General features: G+C 43.5%; 13 protein-coding genes and 4 pseudogenes. 6 read left to right on the forward strand and 11 right to left on the reverse strand.

The features are described from left to right. A pseudogene (locus AACS92_RS03035) lies at positions 1-105 on the reverse strand (IS982 family transposase); the annotation flags it as partial. A 343-nt stretch (positions 106-448) separates the two neighbouring features. Here AACS92_RS03035 and AACS92_RS03040 point away from each other — a divergent pair. Beyond that, complete coding sequence (locus AACS92_RS03040; protein WP_099109892.1) at positions 449-817, forward strand: type I restriction-modification system subunit M N-terminal domain-containing protein; 369 nt, start codon at positions 449-451, stop codon at positions 815-817. A gap of 98 nt (positions 818-915) precedes the next feature. On the opposite strand, the gene AACS92_RS03045 is transcribed toward AACS92_RS03040, so the two are convergent. The 4 genes and pseudogenes from AACS92_RS03045 to AACS92_RS03060 all read right to left on the reverse strand — a co-directional run bounded on the left by AACS92_RS03045 (position 916) and on the right by AACS92_RS03060 (position 10,087). Then, positions 916-7,908: a TcdA/TcdB pore-forming domain-containing protein gene (locus tag AACS92_RS03045; RefSeq protein ID WP_241537933.1), complete on the reverse strand. Its 6,993-nt coding sequence runs from the start codon at positions 7,906-7,908 to the stop codon at positions 916-918. Positions 7,909-8,389: 481 nt separating this feature from the next. After that, positions 8,390-8,533 (reverse strand): annotated as a pseudogene (locus tag AACS92_RS03050) (IS630 transposase-related protein); the annotation flags it as partial. A gap of 323 nt (positions 8,534-8,856) precedes the next feature. After that, a pseudogene (locus AACS92_RS03055) lies at positions 8,857-9,492 on the reverse strand (IS256 family transposase); the annotation flags it as partial. 91 nt (positions 9,493-9,583) lie between these two features. Next, on the reverse strand, positions 9,584-10,087 hold the full coding sequence (locus AACS92_RS03060) for a polymorphic toxin type 25 domain-containing protein (RefSeq protein WP_099109895.1): 504 nt from the start codon (positions 10,085-10,087) through the stop codon (positions 9,584-9,586). Positions 10,088-10,272: 185 nt separating this feature from the next. On the opposite strand from AACS92_RS03060, the pseudogene AACS92_RS03065 reads away from it, so the two are divergent. The 3 genes and pseudogenes from AACS92_RS03065 to AACS92_RS21820 all read left to right on the forward strand — a co-directional run bounded on the left by AACS92_RS03065 (position 10,273) and on the right by AACS92_RS21820 (position 12,897). Next, positions 10,273-10,979: pseudogene (locus AACS92_RS03065) on the forward strand (IS1 family transposase). Positions 10,980-11,540: 561 nt separating this feature from the next. Next, positions 11,541-12,704, forward strand: a complete 1,164-nt coding sequence (locus AACS92_RS03070; RefSeq protein ID WP_193756923.1) for an MFS transporter — start codon at positions 11,541-11,543, stop codon at positions 12,702-12,704. A gap of 73 nt (positions 12,705-12,777) precedes the next feature. Further along, entirely contained in the window at positions 12,778-12,897 is a 120-nt protein-coding gene (locus AACS92_RS21820) for an IS1 family transposase (protein ID WP_369800386.1), read from the forward strand. A 46-nt stretch (positions 12,898-12,943) separates the two neighbouring features. Here AACS92_RS21820 and AACS92_RS03075 read toward each other — a convergent pair whose 3' ends face one another. After that, entirely contained in the window at positions 12,944-13,690 is a 747-nt protein-coding gene (locus tag AACS92_RS03075; RefSeq protein ID WP_099109898.1) for a class I SAM-dependent methyltransferase, read from the reverse strand. A gap of 81 nt (positions 13,691-13,771) precedes the next feature. Then, positions 13,772-14,734 (reverse strand): oxidoreductase, encoded by a 963-nt coding sequence (locus AACS92_RS03080; protein WP_099109899.1) that lies wholly within the window; start codon positions 14,732-14,734, stop codon positions 13,772-13,774. Positions 14,735-15,706: 972 nt separating this feature from the next. Here AACS92_RS03080 and AACS92_RS03085 point away from each other — a divergent pair. Further along, positions 15,707-16,459, forward strand: coding sequence for a M48 family metalloprotease (locus AACS92_RS03085; protein WP_099109901.1), 753 nt, complete (start codon positions 15,707-15,709; stop codon positions 16,457-16,459). A gap of 96 nt (positions 16,460-16,555) precedes the next feature. On the opposite strand, the gene secA is transcribed toward AACS92_RS03085, so the two are convergent. Together secA and secM are read right to left on the reverse strand one after the other, a co-directional pair. Then, on the reverse strand, positions 16,556-19,264 hold the full coding sequence (gene secA / locus AACS92_RS03090; RefSeq protein ID WP_099109902.1) for a preprotein translocase subunit SecA: 2,709 nt from the start codon (positions 19,262-19,264) through the stop codon (positions 16,556-16,558). A gap of 155 nt (positions 19,265-19,419) precedes the next feature. Further along, positions 19,420-19,956: a secA translation cis-regulator SecM gene (secM, locus tag AACS92_RS03095; protein WP_099109903.1), complete on the reverse strand. Its 537-nt coding sequence runs from the start codon at positions 19,954-19,956 to the stop codon at positions 19,420-19,422. Between the two features lie 37 nt (positions 19,957-19,993). Between secM and AACS92_RS03100 the strand changes: the two genes are divergently transcribed. Continuing rightward, complete coding sequence (locus AACS92_RS03100) at positions 19,994-20,545, forward strand: DUF721 domain-containing protein (protein WP_099109992.1); 552 nt, start codon at positions 19,994-19,996, stop codon at positions 20,543-20,545. Positions 20,546-20,679: 134 nt separating this feature from the next. Here the strand turns inward: AACS92_RS03100 and lpxC are convergent, their stop codons facing one another. Next, complete coding sequence (lpxC, locus tag AACS92_RS03105; RefSeq protein WP_099109904.1) at positions 20,680-21,600, reverse strand: UDP-3-O-acyl-N-acetylglucosamine deacetylase; 921 nt, start codon at positions 21,598-21,600, stop codon at positions 20,680-20,682. A gap of 99 nt (positions 21,601-21,699) precedes the next feature. Then, positions 21,700-22,863 (reverse strand): cell division protein FtsZ, encoded by a 1,164-nt coding sequence (gene ftsZ, locus AACS92_RS03110; protein ID WP_099109905.1) that lies wholly within the window; start codon positions 22,861-22,863, stop codon positions 21,700-21,702. Between the last annotated feature and the right edge of the window lie 53 nt (positions 22,864-22,916).

Raw genomic sequence — 22,916 nt, forward strand, 5'->3', positions numbered from 1 at the left:
GCGGCGCAGGCGGTATCCGTTATCGAGACAAAACGGCTCCCACTGGGGGATGAAAAGACGACAAAAGTCGTCGACATCGCAGAAAATTTCAACTAACTTGTCCATGGCCTGTTCCTCCCCGGAGTCGTTTTAGGCTTTCACCAAAACTTTGCTCCTGGAACAGGCCTCTCGTCAATTTCTTATCCAGAATTCAGGTTAGATACGTATTTTTTTGAAGAGAAATATTAGTTCGTAATTCACTAATTCATTTGCAATTTGCTATCTTTTGAAAGCCATAGAGCATATGTCAATCTAACTATTGGAGTCATGACCCACATCTTGACGACTTTGGTCATATAGGGAGACAACAGCGAATGGGATTTGATACAGAAACATACAATTTCGATACCTGCTTTGCCTCATTTAAGCACATTGCTCAGTCATTGATGAATAGTAATGAGAGTAAAACATGAATAAACAACAACTGACCGCCAAGATTTGGGAATCGACTAACCAAATGCGTTCTAAAATCGAAGCAAACGACTACAAAAATTATATCTTAGGCTTCATTTTTCATAACTTTTTGTCTGATAAGCAAATTCAGTTCTTAATCCAAAACGAATTTGATGAGCAATCGCTCAAAGATTTGAATGAGGGCGATAGCGACACCCTCAAATACATTCAAAACGAATTAGGTCACTTCATCGCTTATGACAATCTGTTCTTAACTTGGATCAGTAATGGTAAAGATTTCGACATTACTTATGTACGTGATGCGTTAACTGCCTTTACACTCCACCAGCAATGTATGAATTTGCTGGTGGAGATGCAATATTAGCGACGGTATTGGGCAGATACAGATTTGCCCAGTTGCTAAACACTGCGCTCTGGAGACTTTTTCACCAACTCCAGTTCTATCATAACTGCGGTAAGGCGTTACAATACTGAATTCGTCAGAATAGATGAAAACGACTCTAACTTCTCTGTACACTCAGCTGGTTTTATCCTGAGTTCACCTTCCTCTGATACCAGCGCGAAACAGCTGACATCAGGGTTTAATTCCATCAAGTTGGCCATTCTTCTTAGTAAGTTAATTATCTTCATTCTCTTCAGCGTGATTTCAAACCTCATATCGCGCTGCGCCGCCTGTTCAATATTGACAATACATATACTGGTGTCTTCTGCTGCCTGATGAAGCAGCACGAGATCTTGGTCACTGCGCTGCCGTGACAGGTTGGCTATGCCGGTATCAGAAAACCGGATGATTGAATCCTGACCCCGATCATCTATCGTGATATGTTGGTAATGAGCCAACACTTCGGGGTTAGAAAACCAGTAATACAATTTTTCTGAACGTCCGGTAATAGCCAGTCTATCGATATCCGCTAGCTGCGGCAGGTGGATTTTTGTTCCCGGAGGAACTTGCCCTACCTGCAATACCAGCCTCTCAGGTGTTCGGTTAACAAAACGGTAATTCCCCACTACTCGGGCGGAGCCGGATTCTCCTTCACTGATTTGCCATAAATCTCCGGTAGTCTGGTCATGGACATAACTGGCCTCCTGCCCGGCGACCTGCCCCAGATAATGCAGAACATGATCCGAGTTAAGTATACCGGCGGAACGAAGCGTTTTCTTTTCTTTCGGCAAATACCACGCAGGATAACCATGCTCAGAAAACAGTCTAACGGCTTGCGATAATTCAGCCTCATTACTGAGTGCCTCAATGGCAGAGGCAATTTGACTGTCCGAGCGATCCTGCACATGCCAGGCAATCAGCACTGGATGGTCTGTCATCTTGGCATCAGCTGACAGCAGTAAGACCGCTCCATCCGGGGTTTCCAGCCGGAGTGTATTGCCCTGACGAACCACACTAGAGTATTGATGGCTGGCCCGGAGCCAGGGTTTCGCCGCGGCAGGTTCCCCAGAAAGCACCCGCTTTTCACTCAACTTAAGGTCAGTCTCCGTCGACAGAGGCTGGCGATATAACTGATGGTTGTCAGTGTCAAAAATCCATGCCTGCCTGCCATCTTCCGCTTCCGCTAAACCAAGATAGACCAGAGTGTGTTCTGTATTGAGCCCAACTCTGCCCTGCACCACCAAATCTGCCTTACTGTCATACCAGGCACTGACGGGTTTTCCGTCTCTGTCCTGCAACCCCAGCAGCAGCAGGGTACTGAACTGATCTGGAGTATCCCGTGCCAACTGTCTCAGTGCGGCCGTCAGACCCTGCTGGTGAGGTTGCAGCAGCCAGTCTACCGTTACCCCGATCAGACGGATACTGCCCTGATCGTCTGCCAGCCACAATTTCCCATTGCTGGAGAGTGCAACCAACTGCTTGTTCACGATGGATACGGATCTGATATCATCAACTGACACCTTGCTGGCCGGGGTGTTGGACAGGCCATTATCCTGCTGAAAATAAAGACTATGTCTCTGATGGCTGTAAAAATAATAACCCGGTTTATCACCGGCCGTGGTGAAAACGCGGGTGAAATCCTCCGTTAGGGTCAGCAAATCCGGATTTTTCTTTTTCAGCTCAGCCAAGATGTCGGCATCCTCCTGATCCGGATTTATCCGATTCATTCTGACCACATTTTGCAGCTGTTTTCCATCAGTCTGTAACCAGTAATGTCTGTTCACACCCGCGACTTTCCCAGAAAGGCTGATCACCTCCGCCGGGCTGCTTTTAACCTGACGCTCCGGCGCGCAGAGCTCGACGCTTAACCTCTGCGTCGCTGCCTGTGGTGCCAGCAGGCCATTAAACTCACCGTCATTGGAACCGAGAAGAACAGGCAACGAGATTTTTTTACTGACTTCATCCAGAGTCGCCAGCATGGTCGTATTCCCGTCAACTGCCACCAGTTTCAGTGCTTCCTCTTCCACCTGATAAGTATACGAGATAAGGTTTTCATCCCGCTGCTGTTCCACTACAAACCAAAGCTGGTCATTGCTTTGCATCACGTGACTGCTGATTTTCCCCTGATCACTTTCCGGAAATATTATAGGCAGATACTGTCGCAGAACTTCGCCACTGACAATATCCACTTGCCAGAGCGTGGTATCCCGGTAAAACCATGCCTTATCACCCTTAACGCTCGCCAGCTCTACATTGTTGAGAAAATCTGCTGCGTCAGGGACGTTAGTGTAAATCATACGATCACGACCGGTTTCATAGAATGCACGGCCGACAGGACGGCTTTCCTGTGGTGAGTGTCGGTAGTGTTCCACCACTACATATGGCCTGTTGTGATGATCCGAATTGCTTAACTGCCTGAGATGATCATGCAAAGCCTGAAGGCTGTTAAATCGCTCAGCATTCGTTTCAATCTCTTTTATCTGCCACTGCTGATTCTTTTCGTCCTGCTTGACAGAAAATACCCCTGCATTATTTATCAGGGAAATATTAACCGACGTTTCAGGCAGGGTTATCTTTATATTACCAATATGCAGTTGTCTGTTATCTTCTTTGTTGAAACTGGGGTTATCATCAGAATGAATATGACGGGCATCCAGTACCCAATGGGTAGCGGTGTCATTCCCCTGTAAGGACAGAGAGACACCCTCCTGCAAGCTGATACGGTATTTGCCCTTTCCGCCAGTCAACGAGTAGGACAAGATCCCGTGAATATCCTTCGGTAACTGCGGGATGACAATATCCCGGTCTTCATCGTCCAGAATAATGTCAACCGGTGTTTCAACAAATTCTGGCTTTATACGGCGTACCACGCGTTCTGAGGGAAATGCATAAAAATCAAAGTCGAATCGTCCGTCTTCTTCCAGTCGTCTCAGAACGTCAAATCCCCGGTCGTTGCGAGCAGTGACGAAGGGCAGGATCATATATTCGTAATTAATGTAGGACTTCATGGTAACGGGCAAGATCAATATGTCTCGGCTTCTGGGAGAGAAATGGAAGTCGATCTGCGCCTGTTTGTAGCCGATGCCTTCACGGATATTAATTGCCTGTTTTTTATCAGTATTAGCTGGCCTGCCGGGCCACCAGCCAAAGTAATTACTCCGGCCTGAACCCCATGAGTAAGTTGGGTCGTTGCGATAGAGATACTGGCTGTCAAAAGTCAGATTACCATGGCGCAAATCGAGCTGACGGATTACTGCGCCGGGGATTGGTTCCATCACCGTATAACGACTGCCATCCTGTGCCACTTTTTCCGCCTGCCGGTATCCACCCTGCTGATAAGCTGCTTCCAGATCGGCAAAATAATTGCCTACCGCCTGTACATCACTGGCTACCCTGCCGAACGCTTCGGCCAGAGCCGTAAAACCAATACCCAAACCAGCCAGTGGCACTGCCAACGAAGAGGCAAAACCAGCAACAATCGGGGCACCTAAGCTCCCAGCGCCAATACCCACACCAGTTGTCACCAGGCCAGCACTGTCAAACGCCAGTTGAGTACCATAAACAGCCTTCTGGGATTCATTCTGTGCATGCGCCAGTTCTAGGCTGTCCAGTATCACACTGACGATATTTAACCCCACTCCGATACCCGTGCTGACATGGGACAGCGATGAAAACAGGCTGCTGGTCACTCCCCGGCCTTCACTGGCCATCGCTCTGTACAAACTGGCGAGTTTAGCGCCGTCCTCCAGCGCACCATGAGCCATCTGCGCCAAGTTAACATAAGTGTGCACCTGTAGTGCGGTCTCTAACGTATCAGGCACCTTATCACTGGACACGGTGGTGCGATTTCTATCAGCAAACCATGGGATCAGAGTCTTAACCATAAAGGCGGTATTCAGTCCGTGAACAGCATCTGCTTCGAGGATACCTGTGCGTTGGGTTAGTTTCCCTTTGGTATACTCGTGCGTTTTTCTGACAGTCTCGAGCTCTTTATCATAAGAATGAATAAAATCCATAATACGTTGGTCATCCGTCGTGAATATCCGGGGAGGAAGCTCAGACCGTACCCTATTAGTAAACCATAAAGAATAGCTTCCGGGCCGGGACTCATCCTCCCTGAGGCTGCCCAGTACTGGCAGCCATTCTTCTGCGGACAGTGCATTTTTGCTGTATAGCTGCTCCATGGCCTGCTGAAAATCTTCGGCACGATTAAGCATCGCCAGCAGCCTGATATCAATCTGCGCATTATCTGGGTTATTTTCCAGTGGTGGATTAACCATATCCCTTATAGGGACTGATTTATCTGGTGTTACTGTTCTTGTCTTCTCCGATATACTATTCTCCGGATCAAAATAGCGGCCAAAATGTGGTAAATGGAACTTCTTAGACTCTGGTAAGCCCTTATTGATGAGATCTATCACTCCGGCATACAGTTCACCCTGTAACGTTTTTTCTTTGCCTATATCGCGGTACTTGTCGAACATCTGTAACATGTCCTTGCCGATACTCCCCTTCCCTTCCGGTTCGTAACGTGCTGCGACATAGAAGGTTTCAAAGAACGAGTGATAGCCGTTATGGATCATGAAGGCGGCATTGACCATCTGGAAATCCCAGTATTCCTTGACACTCAACGCACCATCAAACAATTCCGGTAAGACATTGCTGACAGTCTGGGTAGTTCCTGAAATTCCGCCTATAAACGGGGTGTCCAGATCATTCATGTAGCGCGTGGCTTTATTTTCAGGGTCAGGTCGGAATTGGTTGTAGCTGCGGTACTTATCGTCCTTGATTAGGTACGAACCATCATGATATACCCGCTCTTCAGGGCGGGTATTGAGGAGCAGATACGGGTCTGGCTGATTCAGCCGATTATTGATTATGACCTTGTTTTCACCGTTTTCCGACCTCAGCTCAGCATGGGGATTTATCGGGACTGCACGTTTAGAATAGCTATCGGCTACTGGGCGTAAGACATGGAACAAGGCCTGTTTGCGCAGGCTTCTGCCCTTATTGCTCAACAGCGCCTCTCGTGACTTTTCAGCCGTCAGATCCGGTTGTACCTCGTTGCTCTCAAGGCTCTCGGGACCAGCCAACAACAAGGTGAGTAGCTTTTTGTTCACCGAACGCTCAACTTCGGTATGATTGACATCCTGTTTTTTCGGGTTGTTTGGATGCTGTCGGTTGATCCGCTGAGTTTCTTCTTCGATGGCCTGAATGCGCCATTGTTCGTACTGCTGTGCCAGTAACTCCTTAGATTGGGCGATGTCACTTTGCACATAGTTATTTTCTAGGATCTTGTCCACCATCTTGGAGGAGAACACGAGAGTATTCAGTTTATTCGCTAATTTGAACAATAGCGGGTCATATTCGATGTTTTCCCAGACCGAAGTGGCAAATTCCTTTTCCCACAACACCTTGTTCAGATTATTACCCTTGATATCGCGCGTTTTGGCATTGAAGTTCTTCGACTCCAACACCGCTGCGGGGGTGATGTGGTTGCGTTCGAGCAAACGCACCAGTTGCTGCTCGAACACGTTGCGTTCTCCGCTGTCTTCAAACAAATGGCTGGCTTCCGCACCCTTGTCTCGCAATAGATCCAGCTTCTCGAAAAATGCGGCGTTGTATTGATACAATTCGGCGGTCTGCGTCTGAGTCAAGTGCTTACTGTCGATCTTGTCGCCTTCAACGCTTATCTTCAAAAAGGGCGTTGCGGACAGGTAGGTTTCGCCCTGTGGCATTTCCAGCAAGTACTGGCGATCGGCAAAACCAACCGAGCGTTCCAGCTCATGGATATGAGTGAAAAGCCCATCACGATCCGGGTCATAACTGTTATTGCGAAAATCCTCCAAGCTGGTAGTCCGGAAGCTGGTGATATCAGCATTCTGGTTGATTAAGTCACTCAAGGTGCTAGCCAATGGAAACTTATCGGATCTGCTGGACACCTTAATTCCTATTTGGTTCGGTACCTTGCGGTCAACGTTGCTCAATAATATTTTGCGATCGTTATCCAGAAAATGCTCCTTGAGGCCTTCGCGCTCTGAGTTTTCCGAAACCAGATAGTTAGCGAAAAACTTCTCGACGAATTTGATTTTGACCAGTACTGAGCGAATTGGTGCATAGGTCGGGGAGCGCAAGGATGGCTCATACTTGAGCCGGTATTGTTGTTGCCAAGCCAGGGAGCGGGCTGGAGTACCAAAGGAAAAGTTGAATACCCTGCCCTCCGGCACGACCAGCCTGCCGTCCCTCATGAAGAAATCCTTGAAGCGTCCATCGGGGCTGGTATCAACCAGAGCGACACTCATGCGGATGTATCCAGGACGTTCCTCCATCATTAACAGTGAAACATTTACCGGCAGATTATCGGAGGTTTGGGGTATTTTGGTCAGCTTGTTGAGGGCCTCCACTTCTTCCGTAGGGGTTGCCTTGAGAAAGTCGTTGTAGCGAGTTTTGACATACTTGTAGGCCTGCAGATTGGAAAAGTGCTTCACGTATTTTGAGCTTAATTTTTCTAAAATGCGCTTCACGTCTTTTGAGTTTAACTCGGGGTCAGCCTTCTCCTGTATAGTGAGTTGCTGTTCCAGAAGCGGTTTCAGAAACGTTTCCTGAGACGTGATCTCGGTATCTAACTGAGCCTGCTTGTCTGCTGCGTTCTTCCTCAGAGTCTCCGCATCCAAGGGGAGATCATCACTGAGAATATTCAAGGCCTTTTTCCTAGCGTTGTCAAAGTGTGTGATGGCCGCCTGCTGCGTTCTGTATATCCGGATATCGCGCTCCAGTTGCAGCTTGTAGGCCTCTCTTGCCGGCGTGTTAGGTCGTTTGTCCAGCTCCTGCCGGCTTCTCTCTAGTGTCTGCAAATGATCCTCGATAGAAACAGGATTTTCCTGCATCTGAAAATGCTGTGCAGCCAATACACTCAGGGTACTCTGCTGCATTTCTTGCAACCGTTCGTTTACCTGCTTGATATAGTCGGCACGCGCGTTGGTATCCATGTCAAACCATTCAGTCTGACGGCCCGCCGCCTTGATCTGTTGATCGATCAGAGTATTGAGCAATTCTTCGAAGTCTTTGGACATATAAATCATTCCAGTAATCCCTTGGCTGTATTTGAGCAAAAATCAGTCATAATATCTAAAGATATCTACCTAAACAGAATTGATAATTATTATCATTATCAATAAGTAATTACAAGCATCGATTAATTTTTTATAAAATAATCATATGTATAAATCAGTTAGTTGATTTATAGCGATGATGTCTATTATCTTGTTGTTTTAGTTTAATTTATTGTCTGATTATGACGCTAAAGGCTTTATAACGACCTTAGCCAGTTCTGAAAAGTAGTGGGATAAATCCCCGCCATATGTCTGTCAGTTCACCAATAAACATCACGATATTAGCGATATCGGTTTCGGGCAGTTTTTTGAAGAAAGCATCATCAAGTTTTTCAACCCGGTCATAGAGTAGGCTCCAGTATTGTTGGCCTGCTTTAGTTTCCCGGAGACTAAAACCGGGGTTATTATCATTATCTATAGCAGAATCATATTAATGCTTGGGTGTCACGCAGGGTTCTATTTTGTGATACCACCGAAATAAGGTGCGCATAGAAATATCAAAATGGTTACTCGTTTGTTCGAATGTCAACGAATACTTTTCTTTGTATGCCAGTACTCGCTTTTGAAAATCCAGACTGTAGCCCATCTTACTTTATCCTTTTGTTATGTGAATACAGGCATTATGTCATATTAATATGATTTTGTTATAGCAGGGCGGGATTGTGTTGAGTTATTGCAGGAGCTCGCGATGTGCTCAGCACAGCGATGACATGCTCCCCGTTCAGTGCCTGATCAGCTCAGGATGAACGCATCATTATCTTGACGTGATTCATTTCTCCTTAATCTTTACTGCATCAGCCTGCAATCAGGCAGTGGGTTGAAAATCCGATAGGACAATCGTTTAACAGGGTGGTTAATAGTCTGTTTTACATGGTTTCATTGAGTAATGCGGGATTCAAATCGGTCGCCAAGCCAGAACTTCGCTCCTTCATTCTCGGCCAGCCATAAGCCCAGCAGCTCCTTGTGACCTTCGGTATTAATACCTAACGCGATGAAGACCGATTTATTGATAATCCGGTTATCCTGACGCACTTTAACCACCAGGCAGTCCAGATAAACAATCGGATACAAGCTGTCCAAGGGGCGGCTTTGCCACTCAATGACCTGCTCTTTGACCGCATCGGTCACTTTGGCAATCAGTGACGGTGAAACTTCAGCATCATAGAGTTCTTTGAACGCGCTGGCGATATCGCGAGTGGTCATTCCTCTGGCTTACAGGGCCAGTATCTGGCTGTCCCTGCCCGTAATCCGCGTTTGATTTTTCCTGATGATTTGGGGTTCAAAGGTACTTTCACGATCGCGGGGAATTTGCAGCGCCAGTCCGCCTTCTTCAGTCAGTAGCGTTTTAGCGGAGTAGCCATTCCGGGTATTAGAACCCGTTTTGGGTTGGTGTTTTTCATGGCTCAGATGTGCGGCCAGTTCGGCTTGAAGGGCCGTTTCCACGGTCAGTTTTTTGAGGAAACGGGAGAGCTGACTTAAATCTTCGGGCGTTTTGAGATTCTTAGCCAGCTCAGTAGCCAGGGCTTGTAACTGTTTCTCGTCCATCTTTTCACCTGTTTTAGTTGATAAATTAAACATATCAAAAACAGGCAATTACACAAATTTAGAAACAGGGTCGGAATATATACAATCATATTTATTTTTCCTTAAACTCATATTTATATATTTCAGCACCCTCTTTGCCATTTATGTCTACTTCACCCAATGAGATTTTTTGTGTTCCTTTCAAACCATATGATAGCCCGGCACCTAATGATGTACCTATTCCATCTTTTCCTACTGACAGCCCTACTGAACCAAAACCTAGGTCAAAAGAATAGTCTTTATTCAAGGAGCCTAACGAACCTGGGAAGTAAGGACCAAATTCTACTCCAACAGTTGCGCCAGTATGAACACCGATAGCGGTTGTTTCCCCACCATTAATTACAAATTTGTATGGTTCCAACGATACTTCAGCAAATCCAGCCCAACCTGCTTCAAATTCAGCTTCACCTTTCAAATAAGGCTTAACTTTATATTCAACTCCCAACAATGGTCTCTTATGTGAGGATTTTATCGCTTCAGTTATTTCTTCTACCGTTTTTCCTTTACTGTATAACTCAGAGGATAATGATGCATCTGAGCTAACTGAATTAGCCATTTACACCCAGAATGAATTCGGGCCAAATCCATCTCCCAAGGCATTATTCTCGACAACAAAAAATCCCAGCGTCATAGCTGGGATTTTTTTGTTATCTACACAATGGCTCCAAACTAAGTAAATGGGTCATGCTCCCAATAATTAGATGTTGTGATAAACTTCTCACTTTTTATTACTGGTGAGATATGGCTAAAGTTGATGTAGTTTGTCGTTACTGTCACAAAACAGAAGATGTCAAAGGACATGGCAAAGGAAGCAGTGGACATCCTCGATATCACTGCTATGCCTGCCGTAAAACCTTTCAACTGAATTACACCTATCAAGCCTGTAAACCCGGAGTGAAAGAACAAATCGTTGATATGGCAGAGAATAACAGTGGTATCAGAGACACCGCTCGCGTCCTGAAGGTCGGTATCAACACCGTGCTTCGCACGTTAAAAAACTTGAACCAAGACAGGTAGCGACAAGGCCTCTGGCGGGAAGTGATATCCATATTATCTGTGAAATCGACGAACAGTGGTCATTTGTCGGTAGCAAGAAGAATTAGCGTTGGCTTTGGTATGCCTGGGAGCCAAAGAAGAAGCAGATAGTGGCGCATGTATTTGGTGACCGCAGTCAGAAGGCACTGAAAAAATTGCTGGCACTTCTGGCTCCGTTCAAAATTAAATTTTACTGTACAGATGATTATGTCGTTTACAATTGCCTTCCTGTGGAAAAACCTCTCAGAGGCAAGACATTCACTCAGCGTATCGAAAGAACCAATCTCACCCTGCGTACTCGCATCAAACGGCTAAATCGGAAAACTATTGGCTACTCCAAATCCGAAGAAATGCACGACAAAGTGATAGGCACGTTCATTGAGCGTGAATACTATCTTTCAGAAGCAATCTAACTATTGGAGGCATGACCCCAGATTCATTGACCTATTAGCACAGTCTGAGCTTATTTAGCATGCAATGTTAGAGTGATTTTCGATTCCACCTCTGACATAACCAATAAAAAAGAAAACCGCCTAGCATTTAATGTTTATTCAGAAGTATCGCCGAGCAAGCCGGTGAATAAATAAACTATTAATTACAACAGAAAATATAACTCTCGAAACATTATTTATTGTAAATTTACTTCACATTGAATGAGTGTTTATTTCATTTACTTTCATTTTAGTATCAACCACATTGATGAGCTCGTTGATTATCCTCCATGAAAAAAGAGATTAATCAACCTTATTCGCTGCATTCATAGAAATTACCTTTTGTTAATAATAAACTCACCAAATCATTCCTGTTTAATTGAGCGCCTTTCAAATAAATCTGTTTTATATCAAAAATAACGGGAAAATTTCAAATAACATCAAGCATCTAAAAAAATATTTTCCTATTTTTTAGGGTAGAACATACATCACTTTGACGGAATTTTACTCGTATCTGGTTGTTTAAATAAGTGAAATATGAATATGAAAAAATTTAATGATAGTATACTAATAACACTGATAGCCATAATATGTGCTTTTACTGCTGCTAACATGTATTATGTTCAGCCACTAATCCCCATTATTAGGGATAACCTGTTGGTATCTTCTTATGAAAAAGCATCCATGCTATATTCGTTATCTCTGGTGGGTAATGCTGTATCACTATTTTTTATAATACCATTAGGTGATTTCTATAACAAAAAGAGACTAATAGCTATCCTTTACCTCATATCATCATTATCGTTATTAGTTTTTTTTGTATGTGACAACTATTACACCCTGTTATTGATGTCTGTTTTTATTGGTGTTGGAACCTCAGCCATTCCATTAATCATTGCAGGATTAAGTAAAAAAAAGAATGGAACGATATATATTGGTCGGATCATGGCTGGGATATTGATTGGTATTCTTTTTTCAAGATTTTTGTCAAGTATCTTTAGTAAAATTTGGGATTGGAAATCAATATATATTATTTCAAGCATTTTGATGCTATTTTCTGGTTTATTTTTATTAAAAAATTATTCAGCACCAGAAATAACAGAAAAAAACATGGTTAAAAATTATCGAGATATTTTATGTCTTAATATAACAGGCATCATTGAGAATGGCATTATCCGGTATTATTGTTTTAATGCCTTTGTCATTATGTTCGTATTCTCAGCATTCTGGAGTAATGTATCCATGTTTCTGACAACATCATTTAATTTTAGCCAATCAGAAATAGGAGTTTTTTCACTGGTTGGTATTGCAGGTGCTTCCTCTGCTCTGTTTTCATCTTATATCTTAAAAAGAATAAATTATAAAAATAAAATCCTCTATTTATTATCTGTCATAGCCTTAATTATTATGGTTAGTTCTAAAAGATACATTTTAAGTACTATAATAGGCGCATTACTGATTGATGCGTTTATTCAGTTAATACATGTCAACAATCAAAGGAATTTGTATCTTTCCTGTAAAGGGAATGAGGCTCGCGCTGCAAGTTGTTATATGACAAGTTTTATAATCGGTGGTGCCTTCGGAGGATTTGTTTCATCCTATATTTATACAATATATGGGTGGAGTATGGTCTTGATGATTTGTTCAATTATTTCTTTCGTTCCAGTGTGTTTAAATCCTAGAGAAAATAGCCATGAAAAACATTAACACATAACTAAGACGTATTGAATTTTTATGAAAGGGATTTGAACAGCATGATAATCTGGATTCTAACGGGAAGATCAGTAAAAACTATACCCAATGTATAGAGAGGAATAATTTGAGTCTTCGTCAGCATTTGGCAAAACTTCCCCTCAAAATATTATCTTGTCCAACATTCATGGAAATGTACCGCAGATAATTATTAGGCACTATCTGAACATTTATCACAACATCAATAATTCCTCCTAACGATTAACCGCAGTAAAGGCATGAATATCAAAGTTAACAGCTACTGATTCAGTACCTCCTATCTCAATCACTTTCCTCATAAATTCATTGAAATACAACTCACCACCTTCCTGCTCAATATAATGAGTGACATAACTGGTGGATAAGAAAAAAAGCGCCACTTCTTCTGGTGAAAGGAAAATAATGTTGGCAAACACTTCGCGCTGTAGATTATACAGGTGGGAACATTCACTCATCAGCTCCAAAGTATTATCATATTGAGTGAGCCGTGGATCACGATACTTAGCCCAGCGAGTAACCAGCTCTTTTTCAATGTAATCTCGCAGTGGCCCATAAACCAGAGGAAAATCGTACTTATAGGCACAAAACAGTCCACTGGGTTTCAGCCAGTTTTTCAGGTTCATTAGCACCGCCTTACGATCCATCCAATAAAAAGAGGTAGCACTTGTGATCAGATCATATGAATGTGACACCGAAAAAGTTTCTGTTGGTGAGATACTAAAAATAATATCAGGATAATTATGACGCGCTCGTTTAATCAATTCATCACCCAAATCAACCCCTTCAACGTATGCGAAGTATTTTTTCAAACGAGTCGTAGAAACACCATTACCACAACCAATATCTAATGCTGTTTCATTTGTTGGTGCGCGAGCTACGAGTGAATGATACAACTTGTCAGGATAAGTAATTTTTCCTCTGACAGCATCATAAGCTATTGCATTTTTATTGAATTGCTTCATTTAATGCTCCCTATTCATCTGGTTTAATTTAGCATTTATTCTAAGCGCAATATCCGTTTTTTCCTGTCTTCATTTTTTAATTTAGTCTTTGGTTACAAATGTATTTACACCAGTGAGATTAGCTGTGAAGTTCCACAACTTTAAGGCTTCTGACAAATCAATTGCATATTCACAAACACCAGTAAAAGGTTCTTTATAATCTGATGCAAGCCCGGCAATATCACAATCTTCACAATAAAGTCCTCCCAATCCATTCAAAACTGGGTTTGTTGCAGCCCATACCTCAGTCGCAGCACCTTGTGCCGGAGATTTAAAAGTTGGGTCAATTGGATTACCATCCTTATCCAACCATCCCTCGCTCTCCATCTCTTCATAAGACAAATGCCGCTGAAGTGGGGTAAATATTTTCCCCGGATGCAGAGAAAACGCCCTGATGTTTTTATCTTTCCCATATTCATCCAGCTGTAATGCAAAAAGTATATTTGCAGTTTTAGACTGTGCATATGCCACCCACTTGTCATAACCACTGGTAAATTGAATATCATCCCATCTGATTGGTGAATTGTGATGCCCAGCAGAAGAAACACACACGATTCTCCCTCCTACTCGGATATTATTCCATATGAGATTTACCAGTACGTAATGGCCAACATGATTTGTGGCAAACTGTGATTCCCATCCCGGGCCAACCCGTTTTTCCGGAGACGCCATAATGCCAGCATTACAAATCACATAATCAAAGAGATATTTATTCGCATTGATATAATTCGCTAATTTCCTAACAGAATTAACATCGGAAAGATCAAGTGGAAGAATTGTTATATTGCTTAGCTCACTTAATGTCTTAGAAGCATTCAATATATCCCTTGCCCCCACGACCACATGAGCGCCTGCTTCTGATAGTGCTTTGGTGGCCTCATATCCCAGCCCCGAATGCCCACCTGTGATAAAAGCTGTCTTACCTTTAATATCAATACCTTTAAGTATATCCGAGGCTGTCGATGATGAACTAAATCCTGAGTTGATCGGTTTTTGGACTCGCATAAAATTCCCTATCGCTATTTTAATTTAGAAGTAGTCTGCTCTTACAAGTTAAGTATAAAATTCCTTTAAGACAGTAACTCTATCATTGCTAATAGAGACAGTCATTCAACGAATATTTAATAACGTAAATTTGTATTGAATTAATGTGAATACTGATTAGTTTTAAAAACGAATGCGTTGCTGATAATTTATTCAAAAAAAAATAGAAGGGGGATTGAATGTGGATTCAGTCATTATTTTATACATTACTAATAATATCTCTATTCATTATTAGCAACATGGGTTTTATTTCTATCGATTTAACTACTAAGGAGATTTTAACTTTATGGTCAAGCAATAAACACACCTTAGATGAACTATCCTTTCTTATTTGTAGCACTAATTATCTAATGCTGACTAACAATTCACTGTTTCTTTTCTGCATTACTATTTTTTTGCTTCGAAATAAATTAAAGGAAAGTTTATATATGATTCTTTCTGTTATTTTAATCAGTGTCATAAATAATGCTATTACACTAATTTATATCCTTAATTTTTCAACCAGTTACCGATTCATTAAAGATCAGTCTCTAAATTGGATATTGATCTCATTTCCTATTTCAATGGTTATTATTTATCTCATTACCAGGATAGAACTCCATAAAAAGTAGCCAAGATGATCTAGCTAAACTGACTTGCTGCTACTGCTTAAAAGGAGTTATCGTAATGGACGTTCCCATTCTGGTTAACAGCATTATCTTTTCTAGCACGGCGATCATTTACGGCAAAAAGATAACGCATACTGTGCTATATTTGTTAAATTAAACTAAATTACTCTACTTATAGTTTGATTATTTTGTTTAAAACGTTATCAAATTCACATAATCACCATTATTAGAGTTTATTCCTATTATTATTTTTAGCAAAATGCATCATCTTTTAATGCCCTAAAAGTATTAGGGCTGCGTGTATTGCAAAGGAAAAAACAACGTTATGAAAATGAAATCTCTTGTCGCGGTAGCTGTTTCTGCTGTAATGCTGACGGGTTGTCAGAATCTTGATCATGGAATGCTGGCCAGCTCTGGGATGCAATTATTCAAGGCAGCGACGCTAAATGATTCTGATGTTAAACAGCTATCTGACCAATCATGTAGAGATATGGATGCACAGAATAAAATTGCCCCCGCATCCAGCCAATACGCTAAGCGTCTGAACAAAATCGCCAAAGCATTAGGACACGAAATTAATGGTACTCCAGTTAACTACAAGGTTTATCTGACTGATGATGTAAACGCATGGGCAATGGCTAATGGTTGTGTACGTGTATACAGCGGCCTGATGAATATGATGAACGATAATGAAGTCGAAGGTGTTCTGGGCCATGAAATGGGGCACGTTGCATTGGGCCACTCGCGTAAAGCAATGCAGGTTGCCTATGCAGCCGTTGCTGCGCGTACCGCAGCAGCATCAGCCGGTGGTGTCGCAGCACAGTTGAGCGATTCTCAACTTGCAGATCTGGGGCAAAAACTGCTCAACTCGCAGTTTTCACAACATCAGGAAAGTCAGGCTGATGACTTCTCTTATGAGCTACTGAAAAAGCGCAATATTAAAACTGAAGGCTTGGCAACCAGTTTCGAAAAACTGGCTAAGCTGGGCAGTGGTGAAACCAGTATGTTTGATTCACACCCACCTTCAAAGGAACGTGCTGAACACGTTCGTAATCGTATCGCAGCCGATAAGAAATAATAAGTTCTGCCCTGATTGAAGCGGTGACAATGGCACCGCTTCAGACTGCTGACAGCCAGAGATAATTTATCTCTGGCTGCTTATCGCTGGCTTTAATTATAAACGACCGTGGCAATGCTTATATTTTTTGCCTGAGCCACATGGGCAAGGATCGTTACGTCCAACTTTACGGGAACCGCTTGCCATTTGTGCTTCGGCTTCTGACATCAAAGCCCCTTGCTCAATCTCATGGCTTAAGTGCTGCTGGCTTGCCAGACGCTCCGCTTCTGCACGGCGCTGCTGTTCAAGAGCTTCCACTTCTTCCGGCATCCTGACCTGAACTTTGCCCAAGGTGCTGATAACTTCATATTTCAGTGATTCCAGCATATTGGCAAACATAGCGAAAGATTCACGCTTATATTCCTGCTTTGGATCTTTCTGCGCATAACCACGTAGGTGGATGCCCTGACGCAGATAATCCATTGCCGCCAGATGCTCCTTCCACAATGTATCCAGCGTTTGCAGCATGATGCCTTTTTCAAAGTTACGCATCATTTCTGCACCGACGATTTCTTCTTTCTGTTTATAAACTTCTATCGCCTTTTCAAGAATGCGCTCTCGCAATGTTTCTTCATGGAGTTCCGGCTCTTGATCCAGCCACTCTTTAATTGGTAAATGCAGATCAAAGTCATTGACCAAACGCTCTTCCAAGCCCGGAATATCCCACATTTCTTCCAGAGATTGTGGCGGGATATAAGCATCAATGGTCACTTTGAAAACATCTTCACGGATGCTGGAGATGGTTTCGCTGACATCGCTCACATCAAGCAGGTCATTACGTTGCGCATAAATTGCACGGCGCTGGTCATTGGCAACATCGTCATATTCCAGCAATTGTTTACGGATATCGAAGTTACGGCTTTCAACTTTACGCTGTGCATTGGCAATTGCTTTAGTGACCCATGGGTGTTCAATCGCTTCGCCCGGCTGCATCCCCAGTTTGCGCATCATTCCTGTTACACGCTCTGAAGCAAAGATACGCATCAGGGAATCTTCCATTGAGAGGTAGAAGCGTGAAGAACCCGCATCCCCCTGGCGACCAGCACGACCACGCAGCTGGTTATCGATACGGCGTGATTCGTGACGCTCTGTACCAATAATATGTAAACCACCCGCTGCCAGCACTGCATCATGACGTTCCTGCCATGCCGCTTTGATTTGCTCAATTTGATCTTCTGTCGGCTCGTCCAGCTTAGCAATTTCTGCCTGCCAGCTTCCCCCCAGTACGATATCCGTACCACGTCCAGCCATGTTGGTTGCTATAGTAACAGTACCAGCCTGACCTGCCTGTGCAATGATGTCGGCTTCCATTGCGTGGAATTTCGCGTTCAGAACATTATGCACAATATCCGCTTTGGTCAGTGCATTCGAAATCACTTCTGATTTTTCAATCGAGATAGTTCCCACTAACACTGGCTGGTTGTTATTAACGCGCTCTTTAATATCTTCAATGATCGCATCAATTTTTTCCGCTTCCGTCATGTAGACCAGATCAGGTAAATCCTGACGGATCATCGGACGGTTAGTTGGAACGACAATGGTATCCAGTTTATAAATAGAACTGAATTCAAAGGCTTCGGTGTCAGCCGTACCTGTCATACCTGCCAGTTTTTCATACAGGCGGAAGTAGTTCTGGAAGGTGATAGAGGCCAGCGTCTGGTTTTCATTCTGGATCTCAACATGCTCTTTGGCTTCCACTGCTTGATGCAAACCATCAGACCAACGACGCCCCTGCATAGTACGCCCGGTGTGTTCATCAACAATTATGACCTCACCATCTTTAACGATATAGTCAACATCACGGGTAAACAAGACATGTGCCCGCAATGCTGCAGTTACATGGTGCATCAGCATAATATTGGATGGAGAATAAAGGGATTCACCTTCATCCATCACTTTAGCATTCACCAACAACTCTTCAATCAGCACCAGACCACGCTCGGTCAGGTTAACCTGACGTGTTTTTTCATCAACAGAGAAGTGCCCTTCGCCCTGAAAAGTGTCTGAATCCTCTTGTTCCTGTCGGATTAATTGAGGGATCAGTTTATCTACTTTGATATAAAGCTCAGAACTGTCTTCTGCCGGGCCGGAAATAATCAGTGGGGTACGAGCTTCATCGATCAGAATGGAGTCAACTTCATCCACCAGAGCATAATGCAGTTTGCGTTGTACCCGCTCTTCCGGACTGAATGCCATGTTGTCACGCAGGTAATCGAAACCGTATTCGTTATTGGTACCATAAGTAATATCTGCGGCGTAAGCAGCACGTTTTGCTGGAGCTGGCATGTTTGGTAAGTTGATACCAACGCTCAGTCCCAAAAATTCAAACAACGGGCGATTATTTTCAGCATCACGCTGTGCCAGATAATCGTTCACAGTAACAACATGAACACCGCGTCCACTCAGTGCGTTCAAATAGGCTGGCAATGTTGCAGTCAGAGTTTTACCTTCACCTGTACGCATCTCTGCAATACAGCGCTCATTCAGTACCATACCACCCAGTAACTGCACATCGAAGTGACGCATACCAAACACACGTTTACTGGCTTCACGTACTGTAGCAAAGGCTTCTGGCAGAATTTTTTCCAGTGATTCGCCCTCTTTAAGACGGGCACGGAATTGCTCTGTTTTAGCTTTTAGTTCTTCATCAGACAGCTTTTCAAAATCAGGTTCCATACGGTTGATCACATCAACCGATTTACGCAAACGACGCAGGGTACGATCGTTACGGCTACCAAAAATCTTAGTAAGTAATTTAATCAACATAGTTAATACATCTCAAATGAGGCCACAATTACAGCCAATCAATTGTGTCTTTTATACCCATTATTATTCAAATTGCTGCCAGGCAACTTGCTGTCGATTGGGATATATGACTCGAATTTAGTTACTGTCTTATTATCAGAAATCAGACAGATACATTACAATAAAGATTGATGGTCAACCGCAGGCCCGGCTCTAATACCCTGAATTTGAGCAACCCAAAGTGCCGGTGTATGGACATCCGGAGAAATTGCTGCCACAGTCTCAGCACCAACCGCAGATTCAAATCGGGTCGGCGCCTGTATTAGCATGGCATGCAGTGTATCCAGCATGATCTGTTGCATAAAAGGTACTGCAACTCGGATACTTTCTTTTGCTTCTTCATATCTGACAGGCTCAGAAATAGAAAAAGCAAAAGAAAGTTGCCGAATAACATTACGAACAGCGTGTTGTTGCCAATAATTTAAGTAATTAGAGGGCTGGCGCTGAGCGTTTTGTAACTGAAACAGATGTTCAAATGATGAAAGTGCCCGATTTTGGTTTCTCTGGGCAGATGAGGTATTTGTATGTGGCAGGCTTTCTGCGGCTCCGGCCAAAACGGGAGGCACACCAATTCCTGTAGCAACCATGCTCAGTAAAAGATGAGGCCAAAAATAACGCCTGCCAAATTGTCGCCAAAGATTTAGAATACTCATGAAACCTTCATTAATAAATACTGGAACCGCCTTTATTATGCGAGATAGCCGCCCACAATCACTAGACTTGTTATTGTTTGAAAGTCAGCCAGAAAATGCGGCATCTGCCGGAAAAAGCCCGCTTCAGGCCATTCAACGACATGCCATTGCATTACTGAAACTCAACCGGGCTGTTCTTAGCCTGCTTCCGGGGCAAGTACGCCCTTGGTGCCGGGTCGCAAATTATCGTAAACATATTTTGGTGCTGGAAACAGGTAATGCCAGCTGGAAAACCAGACTTTACTATGAAATTCCCGTTTTACTCTCCGCATTAAGAAGTGAAATTCTACCATCTTTATCTTCTATCGACATCAGGATTAACCCATCATTAATGGTTAAAAGTCATAATAATGAACAGAGTGTCGAAAAAATATCAGAAAGAAAACTTAATAATGATAGCCAGAGCTTACCAACTCGCCAACTAAGCCATGAAAGTGCAGAAACATTGATAGCATTGGCCGAACGTAGCCCTGAAAAATTGAAAAGAAGGTTGGAGCGATTGGCTGCGCTGGCCGGAGAGAGTACCAGTACAGCCAAGATGAAACGTTAGCGCTGAATAAAAAACATCAGCGAGAGGAGCGTAATAGATAACATAACCCACTGATGAATCATAAGAATATTCTCAATACATAGATTATCAATAATAGCTGTATTAATAATCTACTGTCTTAACAATCGACTGTATTAATATGCCAACACTGTTGATGGTGCGCGGAAAGCCAGTGGCATTTCAGCTTCATCTTCAAATGTGACAAATTCCCAAGCACTTTCCTGCGCCAAAACTGCCTGTAACAGTTTATTATTCAAAGCATGACCTGATTTAAACGCAGTAAATGCGCCAATAATGTTATAACCACACATAAACAGGTCACCGATGGCATCCAACATTTTATGTCGGACAAACTCATCCTCAAAGCGCAGGCCATCTTCATTGAGTACGCGGTAATCATCTACCACGATCGCACAATCAAAGCTGCCGCCTAAGCACAAACCCTGAGATTGCAGGTACTCAATGTCACGCATAAATCCAAAAGTACGCGCACGACTAATCTGGCGAACAAAAGAATCTGCCGAAAAATCCAGACTATAACGCTGAGTGCTGGAATCAATCGCCGGATGTTTAAAGTCAATGGTGAAATCCAGACTAAAACCGTGATATGGTGCCAGTTCAGCCCATTTATCACCCTCTTCCACGCGAACTGTATCTTTCATACGCACGAATTTTTTCGCAACGTTCAGCTCTTCAATGCCTGCATCCAATAACAGGAAGACAAACGGGCTGGCGCTACCATCCATAATCGGAATTTCTGGCGCGTCAACATCAATAACAATATTATCGATACCCAAACCTGCCAGTGCCGCATTCAGATGCTCAACAGTTGAGATTCGCACATTTTGTTCATTTACCAGACAAGTGCAGAGCATAGTATCACGCACGGATTTGGCATCAGCCGGGAAATCTACCGGGGGATTCAAGTCAGTACGACGATAGATGACCCCGGTATTAGCCGGCGCGGGACGCATTGTTAATGTGACTTTTTTACCGGTATGTAAACCGACACCTGTCGCCTGAACAATACGTTTTAATGTCCTTTGTTTGATCATCGTTTATCTCTCGCAATATTACTAATCCTGCCAATCACTATAAAATATGATTGGCAGAATATTTTAACACAAAAAGCGGAGAAACCAATTTTTTAGCTATCAGTCAGCCTGCTTGCGCAAAAATGCCGGAATATCTAGATAATCAGGTTCTTTACTTGTCTGTGCATTTTGGTCATTGACCACTTTTGCTGCTGGTTTATTTTCATCAGGTAATGATGAAATTCCACCAGGCATTTGCTGATAGCGGCGATCCAATGTATTTGGCTGCGATGCTTTGTTATTAGTCACCAGCGTAATTTCAGGACGTTTATCCATCCCAATACCCGTGGCTACCACAGTGACACGCAGCTCATCATTCATATCCGGATCCAGTGATGTACCGATAACCACCGTTGCATTGTCTGAAGCAAATGCACGGATAGTATTACCCACTGTTTCAAATTCATCCAGACGCAGATCAAAGCCCGCTGTAATGTTGACCAGTACACCACGCGCTCCGGACAGATCGATGTCTTCCAGCAATGGGCTGGAAATAGCCATTTCAGCCGCCTCTTCCGCACGGTCTTCGCCCTGCGCGATACCAGAACCCATCATGGCATAACCCATTTCGGACATCACAGTACGAACGTCAGCGAAGTCAACATTCATCAAGCCGGGACGCGTGATCAGTTCAGCGATACCCTGAACCGCACCTTTCAGCACGTCATTGGCTGCACCAAATGCATCCAACAGAGAGATGCCACGGCCCAGCACTTTCAGCAATTTATCGTTTGGAATAGTGATCAGTGAGTCCACATGTTTGGACAGTTCAGTGATCCCCTGCTCCGCGAAGGCCATACGTTTTTTGCCTTCAAAATTAAATGGCTTGGTGACAACAGCAACGGTCAGAATTCCAAGCTCTTTGGCAATCTCAGCCACAACGGGAGCAGCACCGGTTCCTGTACCGCCACCCATACCGGCAGCGATAAATACCATATCGGCCCCTTCCAGTGCCGTACGCAGTGATTCGCGGTCTTCTTCCGCCGCTGTACGTCCGACCTCAGGGTTTGCACCAGCGCCCAATCCTTTTGTAATGCCGTTGCCAATCTGGATGGTCTGACCGACAGCTGTTTTACGCAATGCCTGAGCATCAGTGTTAACCGCAAAGAAATCGACACCTTCAATACGCTCACGCACCATATGTTCAACAGCATTACCGCCGCCACCGCCGACGCCGATGACTTTAATCACCGCGTCATTGGTTAATTCCAGTGGTTCAAACATAATTTCTCTCCGTTTTGTGCCTTTATGTCGAGGCCGACATCATTTTCACGGCC

This window comes from Xenorhabdus sp. KJ12.1, assembly GCF_963876495.1.
Lineage (GTDB): Bacteria > Pseudomonadota > Gammaproteobacteria > Enterobacterales > Enterobacteriaceae > Xenorhabdus > Xenorhabdus stockiae.

What these genes read in the sequence shown, in the direction of transcription:
- AACS92_RS03040 (WP_099109892.1), top strand. Translation starts at nt 449, where the DNA reads ATGAATAAACAACAACTGACCGCCAAGATTTGGGAATCGACTAACCAA.
- AACS92_RS03045 (WP_241537933.1), bottom strand. Translation starts at nt 7,908, where the DNA reads ATGTCCAAAGACTTCGAAGAATTGCTCAATACTCTGATCGATCAACAG.
- AACS92_RS03060 (WP_099109895.1), bottom strand. Translation starts at nt 10,087, where the DNA reads ATGGCTAATTCAGTTAGCTCAGATGCATCATTATCCTCTGAGTTATAC.
- AACS92_RS03070 (WP_193756923.1), top strand. Translation starts at nt 11,541, where the DNA reads ATGAAAAAATTTAATGATAGTATACTAATAACACTGATAGCCATAATA.
- AACS92_RS03075 (WP_099109898.1), bottom strand. Translation starts at nt 13,690, where the DNA reads ATGAAGCAATTCAATAAAAATGCAATAGCTTATGATGCTGTCAGAGGA.
- AACS92_RS03080 (WP_099109899.1), bottom strand. Translation starts at nt 14,734, where the DNA reads ATGCGAGTCCAAAAACCGATCAACTCAGGATTTAGTTCATCATCGACA.
- AACS92_RS03085 (WP_099109901.1), top strand. Translation starts at nt 15,707, where the DNA reads ATGAAAATGAAATCTCTTGTCGCGGTAGCTGTTTCTGCTGTAATGCTG.
- secA (WP_099109902.1), bottom strand. Translation starts at nt 19,264, where the DNA reads ATGTTGATTAAATTACTTACTAAGATTTTTGGTAGCCGTAACGATCGT.
- secM (WP_099109903.1), bottom strand. Translation starts at nt 19,956, where the DNA reads ATGAGTATTCTAAATCTTTGGCGACAATTTGGCAGGCGTTATTTTTGG.
- AACS92_RS03100 (WP_099109992.1), top strand. Translation starts at nt 19,994, where the DNA reads ATGCGAGATAGCCGCCCACAATCACTAGACTTGTTATTGTTTGAAAGT.
- lpxC (WP_099109904.1), bottom strand. Translation starts at nt 21,600, where the DNA reads ATGATCAAACAAAGGACATTAAAACGTATTGTTCAGGCGACAGGTGTC.
- ftsZ (WP_099109905.1), bottom strand. Translation starts at nt 22,863, where the DNA reads ATGTTTGAACCACTGGAATTAACCAATGACGCGGTGATTAAAGTCATC.